Annotated in this window: 21 protein-coding genes and 1 tRNA gene; 18 read left to right on the forward strand and 4 right to left on the reverse strand. The window is 62.7% G+C overall.

Going from position 1 to position 18561, the window contains the following annotated elements:
* Window positions 1-39 precede the first annotated feature (39 nt).
* The 3 genes from AC1RKI_RS25985 to AC1RKI_RS25995 form a co-directional block, all read right to left on the reverse strand.
* Window positions 40-270 (reverse strand): hypothetical protein, encoded by a 231-nt coding sequence (locus AC1RKI_RS25985; protein WP_061953509.1) that lies wholly within the window; start codon window positions 268-270, stop codon window positions 40-42.
* A gap of 178 nt (window positions 271-448) precedes the next feature.
* The gene (locus tag AC1RKI_RS25990) at window positions 449-1093 is read right to left on the reverse strand and encodes a 3'-5' exonuclease family protein (RefSeq protein ID WP_244786296.1); all 645 of its coding nucleotides are present in this window, start codon (window positions 1091-1093) and stop codon (window positions 449-451) included.
* 4 nt (window positions 1094-1097) lie between these two features.
* Window positions 1098-1748: an MBL fold metallo-hydrolase gene (locus AC1RKI_RS25995; protein ID WP_061953595.1), complete on the reverse strand. Its 651-nt coding sequence runs from the start codon at window positions 1746-1748 to the stop codon at window positions 1098-1100.
* A gap of 284 nt (window positions 1749-2032) precedes the next feature.
* Between AC1RKI_RS25995 and AC1RKI_RS26000 the strand changes: the two genes are divergently transcribed.
* Complete coding sequence (locus AC1RKI_RS26000) at window positions 2033-2809, forward strand: septal ring lytic transglycosylase RlpA family protein (RefSeq protein WP_492797884.1); 777 nt, start codon at window positions 2033-2035, stop codon at window positions 2807-2809.
* Window positions 2810-2930: 121 nt separating this feature from the next.
* Here AC1RKI_RS26000 and rsmI read toward each other — a convergent pair whose 3' ends face one another.
* On the reverse strand, window positions 2931-3854 hold the full coding sequence (gene rsmI / locus AC1RKI_RS26005) for a 16S rRNA (cytidine(1402)-2'-O)-methyltransferase (protein WP_227458777.1): 924 nt from the start codon (window positions 3852-3854) through the stop codon (window positions 2931-2933).
* A gap of 15 nt (window positions 3855-3869) precedes the next feature.
* On the opposite strand from rsmI, the gene AC1RKI_RS26010 reads away from it, so the two are divergent.
* The 17 genes from AC1RKI_RS26010 (at window position 3870) to AC1RKI_RS26090 (ending at window position 18237) form a co-directional block, all read left to right on the forward strand.
* Entirely contained in the window at window positions 3870-4277 is a 408-nt protein-coding gene (locus AC1RKI_RS26010) for a YraN family protein (RefSeq protein WP_061953515.1), read from the forward strand.
* 30 nt (window positions 4278-4307) lie between these two features.
* A complete protein-coding gene (locus AC1RKI_RS26015; RefSeq protein ID WP_061953517.1) occupies window positions 4308-4895 on the forward strand; it encodes a phosphoheptose isomerase in 588 nt (195 codons plus the stop codon).
* 190 nt (window positions 4896-5085) lie between these two features.
* Complete coding sequence (locus AC1RKI_RS26020; RefSeq protein ID WP_061953519.1) at window positions 5086-5931, forward strand: BON domain-containing protein; 846 nt, start codon at window positions 5086-5088, stop codon at window positions 5929-5931.
* Between the two features lie 22 nt (window positions 5932-5953).
* Window positions 5954-6352, forward strand: a complete 399-nt coding sequence (locus AC1RKI_RS26025) for a c-type cytochrome (RefSeq protein WP_084003811.1) — start codon at window positions 5954-5956, stop codon at window positions 6350-6352.
* A 7-nt stretch (window positions 6353-6359) separates the two neighbouring features.
* Complete coding sequence (locus tag AC1RKI_RS26030; protein ID WP_341248255.1) at window positions 6360-7634, forward strand: FCSD flavin-binding domain-containing protein; 1275 nt, start codon at window positions 6360-6362, stop codon at window positions 7632-7634.
* A 248-nt stretch (window positions 7635-7882) separates the two neighbouring features.
* A complete protein-coding gene (locus AC1RKI_RS26035; protein ID WP_492797881.1) occupies window positions 7883-8776 on the forward strand; it encodes an EamA family transporter in 894 nt (297 codons plus the stop codon).
* 286 nt (window positions 8777-9062) lie between these two features.
* Window positions 9063-9389 carry a c-type cytochrome gene (locus tag AC1RKI_RS26040; RefSeq protein WP_061953525.1) on the forward strand — a complete coding sequence of 109 codons (327 nt, stop codon included), beginning with the start codon at window positions 9063-9065 and terminating at the stop codon, window positions 9387-9389.
* Window positions 9390-9547: 158 nt separating this feature from the next.
* On the forward strand, window positions 9548-10003 hold the full coding sequence (soxY, locus tag AC1RKI_RS26045; RefSeq protein ID WP_061953527.1) for a thiosulfate oxidation carrier protein SoxY: 456 nt from the start codon (window positions 9548-9550) through the stop codon (window positions 10001-10003).
* A 64-nt stretch (window positions 10004-10067) separates the two neighbouring features.
* Window positions 10068-10379, forward strand: coding sequence for a thiosulfate oxidation carrier complex protein SoxZ (gene soxZ / locus AC1RKI_RS26050; protein ID WP_061953529.1), 312 nt, complete (start codon window positions 10068-10070; stop codon window positions 10377-10379).
* 22 nt (window positions 10380-10401) lie between these two features.
* On the forward strand, window positions 10402-10860 hold the full coding sequence (locus AC1RKI_RS26055; RefSeq protein ID WP_061953531.1) for a DsrE family protein: 459 nt from the start codon (window positions 10402-10404) through the stop codon (window positions 10858-10860).
* Window positions 10861-10992: 132 nt separating this feature from the next.
* The gene (soxA, locus tag AC1RKI_RS26060) at window positions 10993-11859 is read left to right on the forward strand and encodes a sulfur oxidation c-type cytochrome SoxA (protein ID WP_211922792.1); all 867 of its coding nucleotides are present in this window, start codon (window positions 10993-10995) and stop codon (window positions 11857-11859) included.
* 16 nt (window positions 11860-11875) lie between these two features.
* Window positions 11876-12520 (forward strand): sulfur oxidation c-type cytochrome SoxX, encoded by a 645-nt coding sequence (gene soxX / locus AC1RKI_RS26065; RefSeq protein WP_061953533.1) that lies wholly within the window; start codon window positions 11876-11878, stop codon window positions 12518-12520.
* Between the two features lie 6 nt (window positions 12521-12526).
* Window positions 12527-13048, forward strand: coding sequence for a TlpA family protein disulfide reductase (locus AC1RKI_RS26070; protein ID WP_341248256.1), 522 nt, complete (start codon window positions 12527-12529; stop codon window positions 13046-13048).
* Between the two features lie 31 nt (window positions 13049-13079).
* On the forward strand, window positions 13080-14804 hold the full coding sequence (gene soxB / locus AC1RKI_RS26075) for a thiosulfohydrolase SoxB (protein WP_492797877.1): 1725 nt from the start codon (window positions 13080-13082) through the stop codon (window positions 14802-14804).
* 67 nt (window positions 14805-14871) lie between these two features.
* Window positions 14872-14947, forward strand: a tRNA-Ala gene (locus AC1RKI_RS26080).
* A 980-nt stretch (window positions 14948-15927) separates the two neighbouring features.
* Window positions 15928-16134: a type II toxin-antitoxin system MqsA family antitoxin gene (locus AC1RKI_RS26085; RefSeq protein WP_492797875.1), complete on the forward strand. Its 207-nt coding sequence runs from the start codon at window positions 15928-15930 to the stop codon at window positions 16132-16134.
* Window positions 16135-16773: 639 nt separating this feature from the next.
* Window positions 16774-18237, forward strand: a complete 1464-nt coding sequence (locus AC1RKI_RS26090) for an anti-phage dCTP deaminase (protein ID WP_492797873.1) — start codon at window positions 16774-16776, stop codon at window positions 18235-18237.
* The last annotated feature ends 324 nt before the right edge of the window (window positions 18238-18561 follow it).

Here is an 18561-nt window from a genome sequence, read left to right on the forward strand (position 1 = left end):
GCCGGTCAGTCAGGCGAATCGCTTCAGGCGAGTCGTCGTTTATTCAACACCCAGCCAGTGCATGGCCTCCTGACCGAAACTGATGCCGGCCAGCACGACCAGCAACACAATCGCGGTGACGGCGCTGACATAGATGAGTGCCTTGGCGACTTCGGCGTCTTCCGATGCCGAGTGGAAATGAGCCACGACATCGGCACGTGAGGGTGGGCGGTGCGGCCAGTGAAGTCTGCTGGACAGGTCTTTCAGGTGTAGATCGGGATGGAAACGCATGGTCACACCTCCTCGGCGCACCGTCGCGCGGGGTTTCGAACGGACCTACGCCGTCAATTTCACGATTCCACTATAGGAGAGCGCGCGAAAAATTGTGGTGTTGCTGTCGCGCGGGCGCATGTGGCGTGCCGCACGGACGGCCGTCCCTCACGCAGTCCCGGATCCCGGCGCCAAGGGCTCACTCCGGCGCCGCAGCGTTGCCCGGGGCGCCGGATGCGTCTGAAAGGTTTGCCAGCCGGCCTTCGCGGGCGCGCAACTCGGCCAGCATGTTGCAGAACAACGCCCCCTGTTCCAGTGCGTCGTCCAGCGCGACATGGGTATGCGGCAGCGGATCGTGCCAATGCGGCGGAAATGCGGCTTTCACGGACTTGCGATAGGGGCGTCCCGTCAGGGCAAAACCGAGCGTCTTGATATCGAGCGCGGCCCAGCCAAACGGCGACCGGCCCGCGAAACGCATCATGTACCAGAACATCCAGGTGAAATCGAAGCCGGCCGGAAACGCGACGAACACGGGCTTGCCAGGAAGACTCTCCACCCATTCGACATAGCGCGGCATCACGTCTTCCGGCCGTTCCAGATCCCGACGGCATGCGGCCCAGGCGTCCGGCTGCGTTTTCCACCATTGCATCTGCACCGGATGTCCCGCCGCGCCGGGCAGTGTTTCCAGATTGGCCGAAAACGTCGCCACCACGGTCTTGTCCGCCAGCATTGCGGCCGATGCAAACGACAGCATCGAATGCGGGCCCGGAATCGGTCCGTCGGCCTCCACATCGGTACTGACGTAAATTTCCGGCCGGATGTCGGGCGCTTGCTTCTTTGCCATCGCTTTAGGCTGCGTCGATCAGGTGGTCGGCCACGAAAGGATTGCTGCGACGTTCGTCGCCAAACGTGGACACCGGGCCGTGGCCGGGCACGAATGTCACATCTTCGCCAAGCGGCCACAAACGCGTGCGGATGGAGCGGATCAGGTCCGCATGGTTGCCGCGCGGAAAGTCGGTGCGGCCGATCGACCCGGCAAACAGCACGTCTCCCACGATTGCCAGCCGGTTTGCGCGCGAAAAAAACACCACGTGCCCCGGCGTGTGGCCCGGGCAGTGGTAGACCTCGAGCGTTTCATTGCCGAACGTCACCGTGTCGCCGTTGTCGAGCCAGCGGTTCGGCTCGAACACTTCCGCATGACCAAAACCGAAGCGGCGCGTCTGCTCGGGCAGTTGCTCGATCCAGAAGCGCTCGTCCTCGTGCGGGCCCTCGATCGGCACGTCGAACTGCCGTGCCAGCGCCGCCGCACCCGCGCAGTGGTCCACATGACCATGCGTCAGAAAGATCTTTTCGAGCGTGACGCCGTTTTCTTCCAGCGCGGCGGTGATGCGGTTCAGGTCGCCGCCGGGATCGCACACCGCGGCGCGTTGCGAGGTCTCGTCGATCAACAGCGAGCAGTTTTGCTGGAAGGGCGTGACGGGGATGAGGATGACTTTCATTTGCGGCTCAATCTGCATTTTTCGCGTCGGTTCCGGCGGGGAACGCGGTGCGCCGTGGGTGGGCCATTGTAGCCCCCGATGCTGCGCCTACTCGGCCGCGAAACGTTTGAATCGTGCGTGAGAAGAATCTGAAAGTTAAGTATCCGCCGCACTTCAGCGATGGCAGGGTAATCGGCGCAATCCCTTGTGTAGCGGTGGATTGCGGGGAATTCGTCGCCGTTTCTTTAGATTTCGTAACAAAATCAAGGCACTAGCTTAAAACGACCGATGATAGACTGCGCGCCATGCTCAGTCTGCCCCTATTCCGTCCCGGGGCCGCGCGCGAGATGGCGCCCGGCTCCAACCGCTTCCTTCGTCAGTGCGCGATCGTCGTGTCTGCGCTGGCATTGGCCGCGTGCGCGACGCCCCCGGGCAGCGACACCGAGACCGCATCGACTAGCGGCGCTATTTCCACCAAGTCCACCCGGGCGCTGACGGGCAAGGCCGCCACGCCGGCCGACCGCACCGACGATCGCGGCAACTGGAATCTGTTTGGCTGGCAGGACGACAACACGCCGACCCAGCCGTCCATCGACGGTCTGCGCGCTGACATGGGTACGTTCGAGCAGCGCGGCACGGCGTCGTGGTACGGCAAGGGCTTCCACGGGCGCAAGACCGCCAACGGCGAGCGCTTCGACATGCGCGCCATGACGGCCGCCCATCCGACGCTGCCGCTCGATAGCTGGGTGCTGGTGCGCAACCTGCGCAACAACAAGGTGGCGGTGGTCCGCATCAATGACCGCGGCCCGTATCACGGCAACCGGATCCTCGATCTGTCCTACGCGGCGGCAAAGCGCCTGAGCTTTGTCGACCACGGCGCCACGCAGGTGGAAATCCGCCGTCTCTCGCGTACGGAAGTCGCCGCGCTTGGCCCGAACATCGAGGCCGGCGGCGCGGAAGCCGGTGACGGCAGCGGCGCTGACGACGTCAGCCTGCCCGATACCGCCAACTCGCTGGTGCCGGCCAAGTCCAAGGCAAGGTCGAAGGCTGGCAAGTCCACCACCAAGCACAAGCGCAAGTAAGGCGATGCGGCCAGGTCAGATCCGATTTCTCGACCTCGCCTCTCCCAGCCAGCAACGTCTCTTCCTGATAAGAATTTTCTCAAGCGGCATGATCACGAGCGTGGTCATGCCGTTTTTGTTTTCAGTCGTGGTCCGCGTCCGCCTCGCCGTCCGTGCGTTGCGCCAGCGCCAGCTTGTAGAGCGCATCGGTCTTGGCGCCCGTGATGGCCGACGCCAGCTTCGCGGCGCGCTTGGCTGGCAGTTCGGCCAGCAGCAGCTTCAGCACGCGCGCCGCCTCGGCGTCGGGCGCGTCGGCGTCGCTGCCCTCGGCGCGGCTCGCCCCTTCGATGACCAGCACGAATTCACCTTTGCCGCGCGTCGGCTCCGCCGCCAGCCACGCCGGCGCGTCGGCCACGCGCATCACCGGCGTTTCCTCGAACAGCTTGGTCAGTTCGCGTCCGATCAGGATCCGCCGCGACGCTGGCAACGCTTCGGCCAGCGCCGCCAGCGTGTCCGCAATGCGATGCGGCGCTTCGTAAAGGATCCAGGCGTGATCGAGCGCGGCGCAGTGCGCGATCGCGTCGTTGCGCGCCTTGGCCTTGCCGGGCAGAAACCCGACGAAGGTAAAACGCCCGCCGCCAGCCTCGAGCATGTCGCCCGCCACGGAAAGCGCCGTGACGGCCGCGCTGGGCCCGGGCAGCGGCGTCACGCGCAAGCCGGCTGCGCGCACCGCCTCCACCAGCCGCGCACCGGGGTCGGAAATGCCCGGCGTACCCGCGTCCGATACATAGGCAATGCGCTCGCCCGCAGCCAGCCGTTCGACGATCCGGACGGCGGCCTCGCGCTCGTTGTGTTCGTGAACCGCCACCAGTGGACGTTGCACGCCCACGCGGCTCAGCAACTGGCCGGTGTTGCGCGTGTCCTCGCATGCGATAGCATCGACCAGACCCAGTACATGCAGCGCCCGCAGCGAAAGGTCCGCGACGTTGCCGATTGGCGTGGCCACCACGTACAGCGTGGCGGGCGGATAGGTCTGGCCGGTGGCCAACTGGGTCCAGTCACTCATGCTTGAGAACTTCCATTGAATCGCTCATTCAAAACCACCACGCCAACCACTACGGCAAAGGGCGCGTTGGCCGAGGACCGGGCGCTGGCCTACCTGAAGCGGCAGGGCCTGGCGCCGGTCGTGCGCAATTATCGCTGCAAAGGCGGCGAGATCGACCTGATCATGCGCGCGCGGGACCAGACGCTGGTATTTGTCGAAGTGCGCCAGCGCCGCGGTCGCGGGTTTGGCGGGGCCGCGCAAAGCATCACGCCGGCCAAGCAGCGGCGCGTGCTCCATGCGGCCGCACATTACCTGGCCTCGCTCGATCACGTGCCGCCCTGCCGCGTGGATGTCGTGGCGCTGGAGCCGGGCCGGCTGGAGTGGCTGCCCAACGCATTCGACCTGACGTCGATGCACAACGACGCGCCGGACGCTGCGTCATAATGCGCGGGATTGTGCAGATGTCACCTGACCATGAGTATTGAAAGTATCGAACAACATTTCCTGGACAGCGCCGACACCAAGCGGCTGGCCGCATCGCTGATGGCGCCGCATATCGATGCGGCGGTGGAGCGGATGGTGGCTGCGTTGACCAGCGGGAACAAGATTCTGGTGTGCGGCAACGGCGGCTCCGCGGCCGACGCGCAGCATTTTGCGGCCGAACTGATCGGCCGCTTCGAGCGCGAACGCCCCGGACTGGCGGCCATCGCGCTGACCACCGACAGCTCGATCCTGACCGCGATCGGCAACGATTACGATTTTTCCGTGGTGTTCTCCAAACAGGTGGAGGCGCTCGGCCAGCCGGGCGATATCCTGCTGGCGCTGTCCACTTCGGGCAATTCCGCCAACGTCATCACGGCCATCGAGGCCGCGCACCAGCGTGACATGGGCGTGGTGGCCCTGACCGGCAAGGGCGGCGGCAAGATCGCCGCGCTGCTCAGCGAATTCGACATCCACCTGTGCGCGCCGAGCGACCGGACCGCGCGCATCCAGGAAGTGCACTTGCTGACGCTCCATTGCCTGTGCGATGGCATCGACGAGGCGCTTTTAGGCACCGCATGACCGCCACGCTTACATCGCGCCCGAAGTTATCCCGGGTTATCCACATGGCTACCCACAAGCTATGCACAGGTTTCGCGATGTATTCCACAGCGATATCCACAGGCGCTGCGGCGGGCGAGGTAAATCCGCTTGCATTGCAGTCCGTTTCCCGCATCATTTCCGCCATCCATCCGAACAACCAAGACACCGCATGACGAACGTGACCCATCAGAACAAGACTTCGCCGGCCCGCATCGCGCGTACTGCCATTACCGTGGCCGCCCTGGTGGTTTCGGCTACCCAACTGGCCGGCTGCTTTCCAGTACTGGCCGGCGCGGTCGGCACGGGCGTGGTCATGGCGACCGACCGCCGCCCGACCGGCACGCAGACCATCGATCGCGGCCTGCAAGTGGAAATCGACAGCACCTTGAGCTCGCGCTACAACGACAGCCAGGCGCGCGTCAGCACTTCGGTGTTCAACCGCAAGGTGCTGTTGACCGGTGAAGCCGCCAGTGCGGATATCAAGCAGCAGATCGAAAAATACGTGCGCGGTCTGCCCAATACGCGGGAAGTGGTCAACGAGATCGAAATCACCGCATCTCCCGGCTTCATGACGCGCAGCAATGACGCCTATCTGACCAGCAAGGTGAAAACACTACTGGTGACGGCCGACGGCGTGCCGGCCAACTCGATCAAGGTGACGACCGACAAGAGCGTGGTGTACCTGATGGGCGTGGTCACCAGCGTCGAAGGCGACAAGGCGACCGACGTGGCGCGCAATGCCAGCGGCGTGCAGAAGGTCGTCAAGGTGTTCGACTACGTGAGCGAAGCAGAGCGCGCGCGGCTGGACCAGGCCACGACTTCGCAGAACGGCAATACCGGCAACGAGGCGGTCGGCACGCCGGCGCCGGTGCAATCGGTGCCGGGCAGCCAGCCGAATGCGCCGGTCACGTCCGATGCGCCGGCATCGATGGGCACGTCGGGCGCCACGACCAGTCCGGTCGCCGCGCCGGTGTCCTCGCCGGTGGCGCTGCCGCCGGGACGCAATCTCCCCTGAGACTGAAACAAAAGGAAGCCACATGAAAGCCCCATTGCGATTGCCGTTGTCCCCCCGCTGGATGGTTGCTCTCGCCGTGGGGCTATGCGCCGCGCCGTTGCTGGCGCAGCCCGCCGCGTCCGGCCCCGTCACGGCCGGTCCGGCGGATTCCGGAAAGCTGACGATCGAAGCCCAGCGCGCGCGGGTGGAGCAGGCGCGCAATCAGGCCGCATCGTGCGCGGTCTGCCACGGCCCCGACGGTCGCCCGCCTGCCGGCAGTCCCGTGCCGCGCCTGGCCGGCCGGTCGCAGGCCGATCTGGTCGAGCTGATGCTCGATTACAAGCTTGGCAAGCGCCCGGGCACCGTGATGCCGCAGATCGCCAAGGGCTATAGCGATACGGAAATCATCGGCATGGCCGCGTGGTTCGCGGATCAGAAGTAGATTCCGCATGCATCGGAGATCCGTACTCAAGGCGGGACTGGCCGCCACGGCGATGGGCTGTCTGTCGCCGCGTCTGGCGCGCGCCGCGGCGCCGGCCCGGGTGGTGGTGGTGGGCGGCGGCTACGGCGGCGCCACGGCGGCGCGCTACCTGCGCTTCTGGAGCCGCGGCGCGGTCGATGTGACGCTGGTCGAGCCCGACGCCGCATTCGTGTCCTGTCCGTTATCGAATCTGGTGGTGGCTGGTTACCGGCGGATGGCCGATATCACGCTGCCGTACGACGCCCTGGCACGACAGCACGGCGTCCGACATGTGCGCGACACCGTTACGGCCATCGATACGGATCGGCGCGCGGTGCGGCTTGCGAACGGCGCGACGCTGCCCTACGACCGGCTGGTCCTGTCGCCCGGCGTGGAAATGCAGACCAGCGCGATGCCGGGCCTGGCACAGGCGGGCCCGGGCGATGACCGGATCGTTCACGCCTGGAAAGCCGGCCCGCAGACGGAAATACTGCGCCGTCAGCTTGCCGCGATGCCCGACGGCGGGGTCTTCGCCATCGCGATTCCCCTTGCGCCGTATCGCTGCCCGCCGGGGCCGTATGAGCGCGCCTGTCTGGTCGCGGACTATCTGAAGCAACACAAGCCGCGCAGCAAGGTGCTGATCTTCGATGCCAATCCGGACATCACGTCCAAAGGCGCGCTGTTCCGCCAGGTGTGGAACACGCGCTACAAGGGGATGATCGACTATCGCCCGCAACACGAAGCCATCGACGTAGATCCCGCCACGCGCACGATCAGATTCGACGTGCAGGACGACGAAAAGGCCGATGTGGTGAATCTGTTGCCGCCGCAGCGTGCGGGGGCCATCGCCGTGTCCGCCGGACTGGCAACGGCCAACGGACGCTGGTGCGAAGTGGACTTCCTCACCATGGCGTCCCATGTGGCGCCGGACATCCACGTACTGGGCGACGCGGTGCAGATTGCGCCGCTGATGCCCAAGTCCGGCACCATGGCCAACCAGCACGGCAAGGTGGCGGCGGCCGCGATCCTGCAACTGCTGGCCGGCCGGCAGCCCGACCCGGCGCCGGTGTACACCAATACCTGCTACAGCTTTACGTCGGCGACCGAGGCGATCCATATTGCCAGCGTGCATCGCTACGATGCGGCACAGAAAACGATGCTGACGGTGCCCGGTTCGGGCGGGTTATCGACGGAGCCAAGCGCCGTGGAAGGCGCCTACGGCATGGCGTGGGCGCGAAGTATCTGGGCCGACATGCTGAGCTGAACTGGGCTGAGCCGGCCGGGCGGATTTGTGCGGCTTCAGGGTCTGCACGATCGGCGCGCCGCGCCGGGCGGCCATTCCCGCAGCACCAGGCGCGCCGCCGCCGGGTCCCCCGAGGAAGCAAGGCCGCCAGGCGCATGGAGCCTTCGCAACAAAACCGCAAGATCGTGCAACGCGCGGGCGGGGTCGGCTGCTACCCTAGCCATGCCTGACGTCCCGCCCCCGGGGATGTCGGCGCTCCCTTATCGATCATGCAAGCCAAAGACCGTCTTCTTGCCCTCGCCATCATTCTGGTCTGGGGCGTCAATTTCGTAGTGATCAAAGTTGGCCTGGCCGGAGTGCCGCCGATGTTGCTCGGTACGCTGCGCTTCTGCCTGGTGGCGTTTCCCGCCGTCTTTTTCATTCCACGCCCGCGCATTCCGCTGCGCATGCTGGTGGCATATGGCGCTTCGATCAGCCTCGGCCAGTTCGCCTTTCTGTTTTATGCGATGGCGGTCGGCATGCCGGCTGGAATTGCGTCGCTGGTGCTGCAATCGCAAGTGTTCTTCACGGTGGCGATTGCCGCGCTGTGGCTTGGCGAGCCGCTGCGCTGGCATAACCTGGCCGGCATGGCGATTGCCGCCGGCGGCCTGGCGCTGATTGGCAGCGGCGCGGCGCATGGCCCGGGCGGCATGACGGCGGCTGGTTTCCTGCTGACGCTCTGCGCTGCGCTGTGCTGGGCCACCGGCAATATCGTCAGCAAGAAGATCGGGCCGGTCGACCTGCTGGGGCTCGTGGTGTGGGGCGCGCTGGTGCCGATCGTGCCATTTGCACTGCTGTCGTTGTGGTTCGAGGGACCCGCGCGCGTCGCGCAGGCGCTCACCCATGTCTCGGGCATGGGCGTCTTCGCGGTCTGCTATCTGGCGTTTGTCGCCACGCTGTTCGGCTACACGATGTGGGGCCGCCTGCTGACCCGATACGCCGCCAGCAAGGTGGCGCCGCTGACGCTGCTGGTGCCGGTGATCGGCCTGCTGTCGGCGCACGCGTTGCTTGGCGAGGACCTGGCGATCGTGCAATGGATCGGCGCCGTGGTCGTCATGGCCGGACTGCTGCTCAACGTCTTCGGCAACCGCCTGGGGACCGGCCGGGCGCTGGCGCGCCGCTGATTCCACATGTGAACCATTTGCCGAAAAATATCGGGTTTACCCTTGGGTTGATGCAGATATCCCGGCAATTTCTGCATATGGATATCACTGTCGCGTCTCGTATACCTGCCACTTCTTGAGGCAAAATAGCGGACTGGCCGCATATGCCCCGAAGACCCTCACCGATCACCGCAGAGGCCTTCCGAGAAGCCCGCCCCAACGGCGGCCAGCGCGCGCCGCGCCGCGGAGATCGTCCGAGCGCGGCGATTTGCCGTCCCCACGGCTCAATCAGTTTGGAGCACAACACATGAAGCAGTTTGTCATCGCCGCCGCGCTGCTGGCAGCCGCCGCGTCCGCGCACGCCGTCGACGCAGCCAAGGCGCAGGAGATCGCCAACAAGAACGCCTGCATGGGCTGCCACCAGGTCGACAAGAAGCTGGTCGGCCCGGCCTACAAGGACGTTGCCGCCAAGTACAAGGGCGACAAGGGTGCACTGGCCAAGCTGTCGGCCAAGGTGAAGAACGGCGGCTCGGGCGTCTGGGGCCCGGTGCCGATGCCGGCCAACGCGGCCGTCAGCGACGCCGACATCAAGACCGTGGTCGAGTGGATCCTGGCAGGCGCACCGGCCAAGTAAGCTTTCGCATCGCCCCACGCGGGCCGGCCGGCACTGACGACGGCCCGCGATGATCGAAATCGAACGGCTCCCCCAAGCAGCAAACAGATCGCCGGCGACGCACCGGCACAACACGGGTCGACACAAAACCGGTACGCAAGTACGGGGTACACAGCAAGATGAACGCAAAACGACGAGATGTACTGCGGATGACCGCCGTGCTGTCGCTGATGGCTGCCACCGGCCTGATCAGCGAAGCGCAGGCCGCGGAATGGAACAAGACCGCTTTCGACGGCAAGAGTGTGGCCGACGTCATCAAGGCGCTGGGCGGCAGCGGCACGGAGAAGAGCACCGCCATTAGCTTCAACGCTCCCGACATCGCCGAGAACGGCGCCGTGGTGCCCGTGTCGGTCACCAGCAATATCGCCGATACCGAGCAGATCGCCATCCTGGTGGAAAAGAATCCGAACACGCTGGCGGCCGATTTCACCATTCCGCCGGGCACCGAGCCGTTCGTTTCCACACGCGTGAAGATGGGCCAGACGTCCGTGGTGCACGCAGCGGTCAAGGCGGGCGGCAAGTGGTACGTGGCATCGAAGGAAATCAAGGTCACGCTGGGCGGCTGCGGCGGCTGATTGCTGCCACGGTCGAATCGATCCGAGACCTGATTTTTCCGATTACTGCTGACAGGAGAAGCACATGGCAGACCCGATGCGCGTTCGCGCCACCGAAAACGGCGGCGTCGTTGACGTCAAGATCTTGATGAAGCACGACATGGAAACCGGCCAGCGCAAGGATTCGGCCGGCAAGACGATTCCGGCCTGGCATATCCAGACCGTGATTGCATCGTACAAGGGCAAGGAAGTGTTCAACGCCCAGTTTGGCCCGGCCGTCTCCAAGGACCCGTTCCTGAACTTCAAGTTCAAGGGCGGCGCCAAGGGCGACAAGGTCACCGTCACGTGGGTCGATAACCGCGGCGACCGTCGTACCGACGAGGCCACCATCGCCTGATCCCGGCAAACAAGGAAGCATCATGCGGCGAGCATTCATTCGCGCCACGGCGGCGCTGGCGGCCATCGGCCTTTCGGCCAGGGCCGCGGCCCAGCAGGCGCCCGCGCAGGCGGCGTCCGGCAAGGGGCGCGTCAAGGTGGTCTATCAACTCTCCGAAGGCATCGACCAGGCGGTGCGGGCGATGTCCAACCTGCGCAATCACCTGAACGGCGCGCCCGACACGAAGATCGTGGTGGTGGCGTTCGGCTACGGCGTGGATTTCCTGCTGGAAGGCGCCAAGGATGGCCGCGGCAACACCTTCGAGGCCGCGGTGGCGGCGCTTGCTTCGTCGGGCGTCGAGTTTCGCGCGTGCCGCAACACGCTGACCGCGCGCAAGATTTCCGAACAGAGTCTGCTGATGGATGCCAAGGTGGTGCCGGCCGGCGTGGTCGAAATCGCCCGCCTGCAGTTCGACGAAGGCTACGCCTATATCAAGCCGTGATGCAGTCGATGGCGCGGGCGCCGGCCTAGTCGTCGCCGCGCTTCGATCAATACTTGCCGGTGAGCCGCCGGCGATGACAATACAGCCGTCCGCCTCCAGACCATGCGGCGCGATGGCGAGGAGAACGCCCCCATGGTTACCGTGCGCAAGACCCGCCACACCATCCGTCGCCTGCCGCGCGCCGTGGCGCCCGCGCTGGTGGCGCTGACCGCTGCGGCCGCGGCCGTTGCGGCCACGCTGTCCGGCCCCGCGCTGGCGCAGGACAAGACGGCCGAGGAAATCGCCAAGTATCGCCAGATGCTGGCCGAAGGCAATCCCGCCGAACTCTGGGAAGCTGCCGGCGAGGAGCTGTGGAAAAAGCCGGCCGGCCCGCGCAACGTATCGCTCGAACAATGCGATCTGGGCAAGGGCCCGGGCGTGACCAAGGGCGCCTACGCGGAACTGCCGCGTTACTTCAAGGACGCCAACAAGGTCATGGATCTGGAGCAGCGCCTCGCGTATTGCCGCGTGACGCTGCAGGGCCTGACGCAGCAAGAGGCCACCAGGCAACCGTTTTCGTCGCAAGGCCAGCCGTCCGATATCGAGCGGCTGGCGGCCTTCGTCACCGGCGAATCGCGCGGTGTGAAGATGAACGTGCAACTGGCGCATCCCGAGGAAAAGCGCGTCTATGCGCTGGGCCAGAAGATGTTCTTCTATCGCGGCGGCGCCTACGATTTCGCCTGCGCCACGTGCCATGCCGTCGACGGCCAGCGCATCCGCCTGCAGGACCTGCCGAATCTGATGACCGAGAAGGGCGCACAGGCCGCGTACACCACCTGGCCGGCCTATCGCGTATCGCAGGGCGAGGTCCGCACGATGCAGCATCGGCTTTACGACTGCCTGCGCCAGCAGCGCTTCCCCGAACCGGCCTATGGATCCGACGCCATTACCGCGCTGACGATGTATCTGGCGCGCAACGCGAACGGCGGCACGTACGACGGCCCGAACATGAAGCGCTGAGCAGGGGGACAACAATATGAAAACACTGCATACGATGGCGCTGATGTCGCTGTTGCTGCTGGCCGGCACCGGCGCACAGGCGCAAACCGCAGCCAAGGCCAAGAGCGTGAAAGTGACCGACGCCGATGTGCGTCAGATGATCGAATCGTCGTTCACATCGAAGGGCCCGGCGACGGTCGAGGGCGTGGTGAACCAGGACGCCACGCAGAAGGCTTGCAGCCAGTATCCGGATCGCACCAAGGTGCCGGCAGCGCTGGCGAAGAAGGTGGAAGCGGCCGAGTTGAAGCTGGTGAAATATCCGGCCGACAACAACTTTATCGGCGACTGGAAGGAAGGCGAGCGCATCGCGCAAAACGGCCGCGGCATGCAGTTTTCCGATCAGGTGGGCGCGCCCAACGGCGCCAACTGCTATGCCTGCCACCAACTGACCAAGGCCGAGATCTCGTTCGGCAATATCGGTCCGTCGCTCTACAACTACGGCAAGCTGCGCGGCAACTCGCAGGACGTGATTCGCTACACCTGGGGCAAGATCTGGGACTCGAACGCGTATAGCGCGTGCTCCAACATGCCACGGTTTGGCCACAAGGGCATCCTGACCGAGCAGCAGATTCGCGATGTGATGGCGCTGTTGCTCGATCCGGCATCGCCGGTCAACCAGTAGGCGACGATGCGCGCGCGCCGAATTGCGCTGGCGTGGCTGCTGGCCGCGTCCGCCGTGGTCGGTCTGTTCGGCATGCCCGGCGTGCCCGGCATACGCCACGCGCAGGCGGCCGAAGTGGGCGACACGATCCGCCTGCCCGATATGACGCTGCTCGACGGACGGCGCGTCGATGCGTCGCAGTGGGCCGGCAAGCCGGTGGTCATCGAGTTCTGGGCGTCGTGGTGCCCGTTCTGCGCGCTGCAGAATCCGCGCTTGCAGGCGCTTTACGACAAGACGCGCGGCACTCGGCTGCAGGTGCTGACGATCAGCATCGACCGCCAGCCACAGGACGCCATCGCGTACATGAAGCAGCGCGGCTATACCTTCCCGGCGACGATGGATTCCGACGCGCTGCGCCGGCAGTTCGGCGCGCGCAAGGGCCTGCCCGAACTCTATGTGCTGGACGGCCACGGCCGCGTGGTGCAGAAGGAAGTCGGCGAGATGCTCGACGACGACGTCGCGGCGCTGGCGCGCTACGCCAGGCCGTGAAGCGGCCCCCACTTTTGCAACGGAAATCCGCATGAATCGACGCGAGTTCCTGCAGGTGCTGGCCGTGGCCGGCGCCGGCGGCATGACTTTCCCAGGCGGCGACGCGCAGGCCGCGCAAGCCGCCCAAAAGCTCTACGACGTGCCGCGCTTCGGCAACGTTCATCTGCTGCATTTCACCGATTGCCACGCGCAGCTGCGTCCCGTGCATTTCCGTGAACCGAGCATGAACCTGGGCGTGGCCGAATGGGCCGGACGTCCGCCGCATCTGGTGGGCGATGCGTTCCTGCGCGAATACGGCATCGCACCGGGCAGCGCCGCCGCGCACGCGTTCACGTATCTCGATTTCACGGCTGCCGCGCAGCGTTACGGCAAGGTCGGCGGGTTTGCCCATTTGTCCACGCTGATCCAGCGCGTCAAGGCCAGCCGGCCCGGCGCGCTGCTGCTCGACGGCGGCGATACGTGGCAGGGATCGGCGACCGCACTGTGGACCAAGGGCCAGGATATGGTGGACGCCGCGCTGCAGCTGGGCGTCGACGTGATGACGCCGCACTGGGAAATGACGCTCGGCGCAGAGCGCGTCAAACAGATCGTCGACGGCGATTTCAAGGGGCGCGTCGCGTTCCTGGCTCAGAACATCAAGACCAACGACTTCGGCGATCCGGTGTTCGACCCGTACATCATTCGGGAAATGAATGGTGTGCCGGTGGCCATCATCGGCCAGGCCTTTCCCTATACGCCGATTGCCAACCCGCGCTATCTGGTGCCGGACTGGACCTTCGGCATCCAGGAAGAGAACCTGCAGCAGACAATCGACGAGGCGCGCGCCAAAGGCGCCAAGGTTGTCGTGCTGCTGTCGCATAACGGCATGGACGTCGACCTGAAACTCGCGTCCCGGGTGCGCGGGCTCGATGCCATCCTGGGCGGCCATACCCACGACGGCGTACCCGCGCCGGTGCCGGTCAGGAACGCAGGCGGCGTCACGCTGGTCACCAATGCCGGATCGAACGGCAAGTTCCTGGGCGTGCTCGATTTCGACGTTCGCCACGGCAAGGTCAGCGATTTCCGCTACAAGCTGTTGCCAGTCTTCGCCAACTTCCTGCCGGCGGATCCCGCGATGGACGCATTGATCCGCAAGGTTCGCGCCCCATACGAAGCAAAGCTCAGCGAGGTGCTGGCCGTGAACCGCGGCCTGTTGTACCGGCGCGGCAACTTCAACGGTACCTTCGACCAGTTGATCCTGGACGGCCTGATGGCGGTGCAGGACGCCGAAATCGCGTTTTCGCCGGGCTTCCGCTGGGGCACGACGCTGCTGCCCGGCGAGAACATCACGATGGAGGCGCTGATGGACCAGACCGCCATCACGTATCCGTACACGACCGTCACCGCGATGTCCGGCGAAACCATCAAGACGATCCTTGAAGACGTCGCCGACAACCTGTTCAATCCCGATCCCTACTACCAGCAGGGCGGCGATATGGTCCGCGTGGGCGGCCTGCAATACACGATCGCCCCCAACCAGCCAATCGGCAAGCGCATCACCAACATGCGCCTGGCCGGCCAGCCCATCGATGCCAACAAGTCCTACAAGGTGGCCGGCTGGGCGCCCGTCGCGGAAGCCTCCCGCAACGCTGGCGGCGCGCCGATCTGGGACGTGATGGCGCAATGGCTGCGCACGACCCGGGAAGTCGACGCCCGTCCGCTGAACCTGCCAACAATCGAAGGCATGCGCGGCAACCCTGGCATGGATGCGTCGTGAATCCGCCAAAGTGTTGGGCCGAAGCAATTGAAAGGCCGCCGAAGGTTCGGCTACAATCGTCCGCTACGGGCCGATAGCTCAGCTGGGAGAGCGCTGCGTTCGCAATGCAGAGGTCGGGAGTTCGATCCTCCTTCGGTCCACCAGGATTTTCCTTGTAGAACAACGCACTACGTCTCGCGATGTAGTGCGTTGTTTTGCTTTAGAATGCGGTTTTTTGCACATTGGGTGTGGCAAATTTGTGGCATCCCACCAACGTGCCACACCTGACGCCGTGCATGACACTGCGCAACACTGCTGCTAGACTTTGCTCGCCTGCTACGCGGGCGTATGTACCTGACACCATGACTTCACACCCACAAGGCCGGGCTTCGGTGTCGCCCAGGTCAACTACCGACCAACTGCGCCCTGCGCAGTTGGTTCGATGACTACAGAGCCCCGTTTGTACTGCGGGCTCGCGTCGACATCGTGATTTCACACCCACAAGGCCGGGCCCGGTGTCGCCCTGGTCAATCACCGAGTAGTCCAACGGCGCAACTGCTCGATGTCCCTAGCCGGCTTACCGGGTTATCAAAATGGGACAGACTTCTGTCGCAGCAACTCCGGCCGCCCTTCTGACGGTCGAGCAATTGGCGCAATGCCTCCATAAAGCCGTAGCAAGCGTCCGTAGCGACGCCACACGCAATCCGCAGGCCCTTCCACCCATTTGTCGGCTCCCGGGCACCAAGCGACTCCTGTGGCGCGCTGAAGACGTGGAGAGCTGTTAGCTGCCTATGTCGAGAGATCGCAGCTTGTAGGGACTCATAGCCCCGTCCAAGGGCATTCGCCGCGCCGAGGCCGCCCCACGAAAGCTGAGCAAGTGGAACGCCAACGGCGCGAAAAGTCCGTTCACCTCGGACAAGGCGTTTGAACCCAAAGGGAGCGGTTGTGGATAAGCCTGTCGATAGCGAGTCTTATCCACGCCGAATTTGCCCCCCCTTTGCGCCGAATCTACCCCCCCTTTTCGCGCCGAATCCACCCCCCCCTAAAACCTATAGGTTTACTCCTATATGTTTACCGATAGTTAAAAGCCACGAAATCTGTGGATAACTCAGCCCCCGAGAGCGCTGAGTACATTGGAGCGACGATGATCTGCCCTACATGTAATGCCGCAGAGATGAAGCCAGACACCCGAGAGGTTCCTTACCGGTACAAAGGTCAGGAAACAATGGTCCGTGCTGTCACTGGGCTCTTCTGCCCCGTTTGCGGCGAGTCTGTTACGGACGCCAAGGAGTCGGAGGCCGCCATGCGACAAATGCTGGCCTTCAAAAGAGAGGTCGATGGCCGATCTTGACCCGGAGTCCGGTGCCACTGCCACCTGGCGTCACGATTTCTTAGGTTGCCTAAAGCGCCCGCAAAGCTTCCGTAAAGGCTCGCTAAACTTTGGTATCGCTGCAATAAAGGTAGATTTCCAGAGGTGCCCCAAACGATAAAGCCGCAATGAAGTGCGACAGCAGGGCAGGATATGTGAAGTTAGCTAACCGGCGAGCCGGTTAGCTAACTTCACTGCGCCATTCGCACGTTCGGTGCTCATGGTCCAATGTTCCGTCAGAGCGCTACCGCGCCGGGGTAGCGAACGCTTTAGCGGCTAAAGGCTGCCTCAGGATCTTGGCTAGACGCCATAGATCGAAAGCACCCGCGGGATCATCAGCGGAGTCGCGGACTATTTAGCGGATCATGGGCGAACCACGACACCGGAGTTGGAGCAACGTCCGAGGAATGAAAGGCAGCTATCGCGAAATGGAGAGAACAATTACTAGATCGTAGCAACCCGGCCATTCCTGCGTTTTGCAGGGATATCCAACTATTCTGTATTTTCTTTACAACGTGTTGCTCCGGAATAGTTGAAATTTATGCGGCCAAGTATAAAATAATTAAAAATGGCTGTATTCCGACGGTTTGTGGTGCGCCTAAAATAAAATTGAGGGTGGATATGGAGTCGTATTCAAAGGATTGTGAGATCGTTATCGGTTTGGTTGCGCCAGTCGGGGTAAATCTCGATGACGTAAAAAATCGTCTGGAATCTTTGTTGCCGCAATATAAATATAAAGCGAATTGGATTCATCTCAGCGCGCTTTCCAGTGAATACGTCAAAAATGGAGTAGATCCGAAGACGGAGTTGGAGCGTCTGGATCAGGGTATGAATAATGGTAAGTTTTGTCGCGAAAAATTTCGACGTGGCGATTTCTTCGCGTTACTTGCAATTAACGAAATTAGTAAAAAGCGTTCCGGAGAAGATCTGGCGCCACTTCCTCGAACTGCGCACATTATTCGCTCCCTGAAACATACCGGAGAGGTGGAAACGCTGCGCAGGGTGTATGGAGATGGTTTTTTTCTACTTGGGGTGTCATCGAGCATCAACACGAGAAAACACTATCTTCACAATGTGAAGGGTATCCCTGAGGAAGAGTTGAGTAGGCTTATCGGCCGAGATGACAGAGAGGCGGGTGACTGGGGGCAGCGGACACGGGATGTCTTTCAAATGTCCGACGCATTCGTAACGACGGATGATGCGATGAGATTGTCCGACCAACTCTCGCGAATTCTTGACCTTCTGTTTTCGAAGCCCGTAGTGCCCCCTACGGAAGACGAGTACGCCATGTTCCTCGCGTACGCTGCCTCGTTACGATCGGCGGACTTGTCGCGGCAGGTGGGTGCGGTGATCGCCAACAAACATAAGGATATCGTTGCTACTGGTGCAAATGACGTTCCAAAATTTGGTGGAGGATTATATTGGCCCGGGGACAAGGATGTTCGTGACTATAGTAGGGGGGAGGATTATAATGAAAAGCGGAAAAGAGAAATTACGCTTGAAATTATGCGCAGCCTCTCCGATGATCCAAATGCCTCCGGTGAGGAACTGCTAGAAAAAGGGCTTTCCGCTCTTAAAGATACTGGGCTTCTTGATATAACGGAATATGGTAGGGCTGTGCATGCCGAAATGGAGGCATTGCTTTCTGCGGCGAGAAATGGAATTTCAGTAAGAGGCAGCACTCTTTATACCACGACCTACCCGTGCCATAATTGTGCTAAACATATTGTGGCGGCGGGTGTAAAAAAGGTTAAGTTTGTCGAACCTTACCCCAAAAGCTATGCCATAGAGATGCATAGCGATTCGATTGAGGCGAATGGGGAAGGTGCGAAGCATAAAGTGAAATTTGAGCCTTTCGTCGGAATCGGTCCACGACGTTTTGTTGATCTTTTTTCAATGGGCCTGAGTAGTGGACGAAAGCTAGTGAGAAAGGATGCTGGAAAGGTGATTGAGTGGGAGAGAGGTAGCGCCGAGTTACGAGTTCCCATGACTCCGCTCTCTTATTTGGAAGCGGAGGTGAATTTGATTAATGAGTTGTCAGCGCTGGTGTTAAAGGACAAGGAGATCAACCATGGCGGAAACTAATTTTGAGCGGGCTCGTATGGTCGCGGATAGCTGGCCGGAGTGGAAGCGAACCTACGTCTTAACGAAGGATTCGACGCGAAGTCTGAGCTCAACTGAGAAAAATTCACATGAATCGCAATCTGAATACAGTCAGAAGCAGAGTGTGAATGTTCGTACCGAAGGAAAATAAAAAAGGGGCGTACGCCCCTTTTTTTCCTCTATCTTGCTGCCATTCGTTGAGGGTCTCAGCCCAAAGCCTCAACAGCAATGTGTTTTCCCTGGGGGCAGCAATCCCCTGTGTAGATATAAATTCTATATGGCGGCATCGATGAATCTTGTTTGACA

The organism is Cupriavidus sp. GW822-FHT06G04, assembly GCF_058799075.1.

What these genes read in the sequence shown, in the direction of transcription:
- AC1RKI_RS25990 (WP_244786296.1), bottom strand. Translation starts at nt 1,093, where the DNA reads ATGGCAAAGAAGCAAGCGCCCGACATCCGGCCGGAAATTTACGTCAGT.
- soxA (WP_211922792.1), top strand. Translation starts at nt 10,993, where the DNA reads ATGGTTACCGTGCGCAAGACCCGCCACACCATCCGTCGCCTGCCGCGC.
- AC1RKI_RS26025 (WP_084003811.1), top strand. Translation starts at nt 5,954, where the DNA reads ATGAAAGCCCCATTGCGATTGCCGTTGTCCCCCCGCTGGATGGTTGCT.
- AC1RKI_RS26085 (WP_492797875.1), top strand. Translation starts at nt 15,928, where the DNA reads ATGATCTGCCCTACATGTAATGCCGCAGAGATGAAGCCAGACACCCGA.
- AC1RKI_RS26015 (WP_061953517.1), top strand. Translation starts at nt 4,308, where the DNA reads ATGAGTATTGAAAGTATCGAACAACATTTCCTGGACAGCGCCGACACC.
- AC1RKI_RS25995 (WP_061953595.1), bottom strand. Translation starts at nt 1,748, where the DNA reads ATGAAAGTCATCCTCATCCCCGTCACGCCCTTCCAGCAAAACTGCTCG.
- AC1RKI_RS26070 (WP_341248256.1), top strand. Translation starts at nt 12,527, where the DNA reads ATGCGCGCGCGCCGAATTGCGCTGGCGTGGCTGCTGGCCGCGTCCGCC.
- soxZ (WP_061953529.1), top strand. Translation starts at nt 10,068, where the DNA reads ATGGCAGACCCGATGCGCGTTCGCGCCACCGAAAACGGCGGCGTCGTT.
- AC1RKI_RS26030 (WP_341248255.1), top strand. Translation starts at nt 6,360, where the DNA reads ATGCATCGGAGATCCGTACTCAAGGCGGGACTGGCCGCCACGGCGATG.
- soxB (WP_492797877.1), top strand. Translation starts at nt 13,080, where the DNA reads ATGAATCGACGCGAGTTCCTGCAGGTGCTGGCCGTGGCCGGCGCCGGC.
- AC1RKI_RS26000 (WP_492797884.1), top strand. Translation starts at nt 2,033, where the DNA reads ATGCTCAGTCTGCCCCTATTCCGTCCCGGGGCCGCGCGCGAGATGGCG.
- rsmI (WP_227458777.1), bottom strand. Translation starts at nt 3,854, where the DNA reads ATGAGTGACTGGACCCAGTTGGCCACCGGCCAGACCTATCCGCCCGCC.
- AC1RKI_RS26090 (WP_492797873.1), top strand. Translation starts at nt 16,774, where the DNA reads ATGGAGTCGTATTCAAAGGATTGTGAGATCGTTATCGGTTTGGTTGCG.
- soxX (WP_061953533.1), top strand. Translation starts at nt 11,876, where the DNA reads ATGAAAACACTGCATACGATGGCGCTGATGTCGCTGTTGCTGCTGGCC.
- AC1RKI_RS26040 (WP_061953525.1), top strand. Translation starts at nt 9,063, where the DNA reads ATGAAGCAGTTTGTCATCGCCGCCGCGCTGCTGGCAGCCGCCGCGTCC.
- AC1RKI_RS26035 (WP_492797881.1), top strand. Translation starts at nt 7,883, where the DNA reads ATGCAAGCCAAAGACCGTCTTCTTGCCCTCGCCATCATTCTGGTCTGG.
- AC1RKI_RS26020 (WP_061953519.1), top strand. Translation starts at nt 5,086, where the DNA reads ATGACGAACGTGACCCATCAGAACAAGACTTCGCCGGCCCGCATCGCG.
- AC1RKI_RS25985 (WP_061953509.1), bottom strand. Translation starts at nt 270, where the DNA reads ATGCGTTTCCATCCCGATCTACACCTGAAAGACCTGTCCAGCAGACTT.
- soxY (WP_061953527.1), top strand. Translation starts at nt 9,548, where the DNA reads ATGAACGCAAAACGACGAGATGTACTGCGGATGACCGCCGTGCTGTCG.
- AC1RKI_RS26055 (WP_061953531.1), top strand. Translation starts at nt 10,402, where the DNA reads ATGCGGCGAGCATTCATTCGCGCCACGGCGGCGCTGGCGGCCATCGGC.